The sequence below is a fragment of the Paraburkholderia sp. SIMBA_030 genome (genome assembly GCF_046535245.1).
Taxonomy (GTDB): Bacteria; Pseudomonadota; Gammaproteobacteria; order Burkholderiales; family Burkholderiaceae; genus Paraburkholderia.
On record NZ_JAWRXB010001308.1, the window covers coordinates 1 to 247 of the forward strand.

Genomic DNA, 247 nt, shown 5'->3' on the forward strand with positions numbered 1-247 from the left:
GCCCAGCAGGCGCTGGGCCAGCACGCCGAGCACGATCGGCAGCATGACCAGCTGCAGGATCGACCAGAACATGTCCATGAACGAGACCGGCAGCCAGGCCGAGGCCAGGAACCAGATCAACGCCGGGGTCAGCAGCGGGGCGAGCAGGGTGGTGACGGCGGCAATCGCCACCGCCAGCGCCAGGTCGCCCTTGGACAGCCAGACCATCACGTTCGAAGCCGTGCCGCTAGGGCAGCAGCCGACCAGG

Annotated in this window: 1 protein-coding gene; it reads right to left on the bottom strand. The window is 68.8% G+C overall.

Features of this window, described 5'->3' with window-relative positions; genetic code table 11:
* The coding region (locus SB772_RS44285; protein WP_410839061.1) for a bile acid:sodium symporter at positions 1–246 on the bottom strand (246 nt) is incomplete at its 3' end.
* Between the last annotated feature and the right edge of the window lies 1 nt (position 247).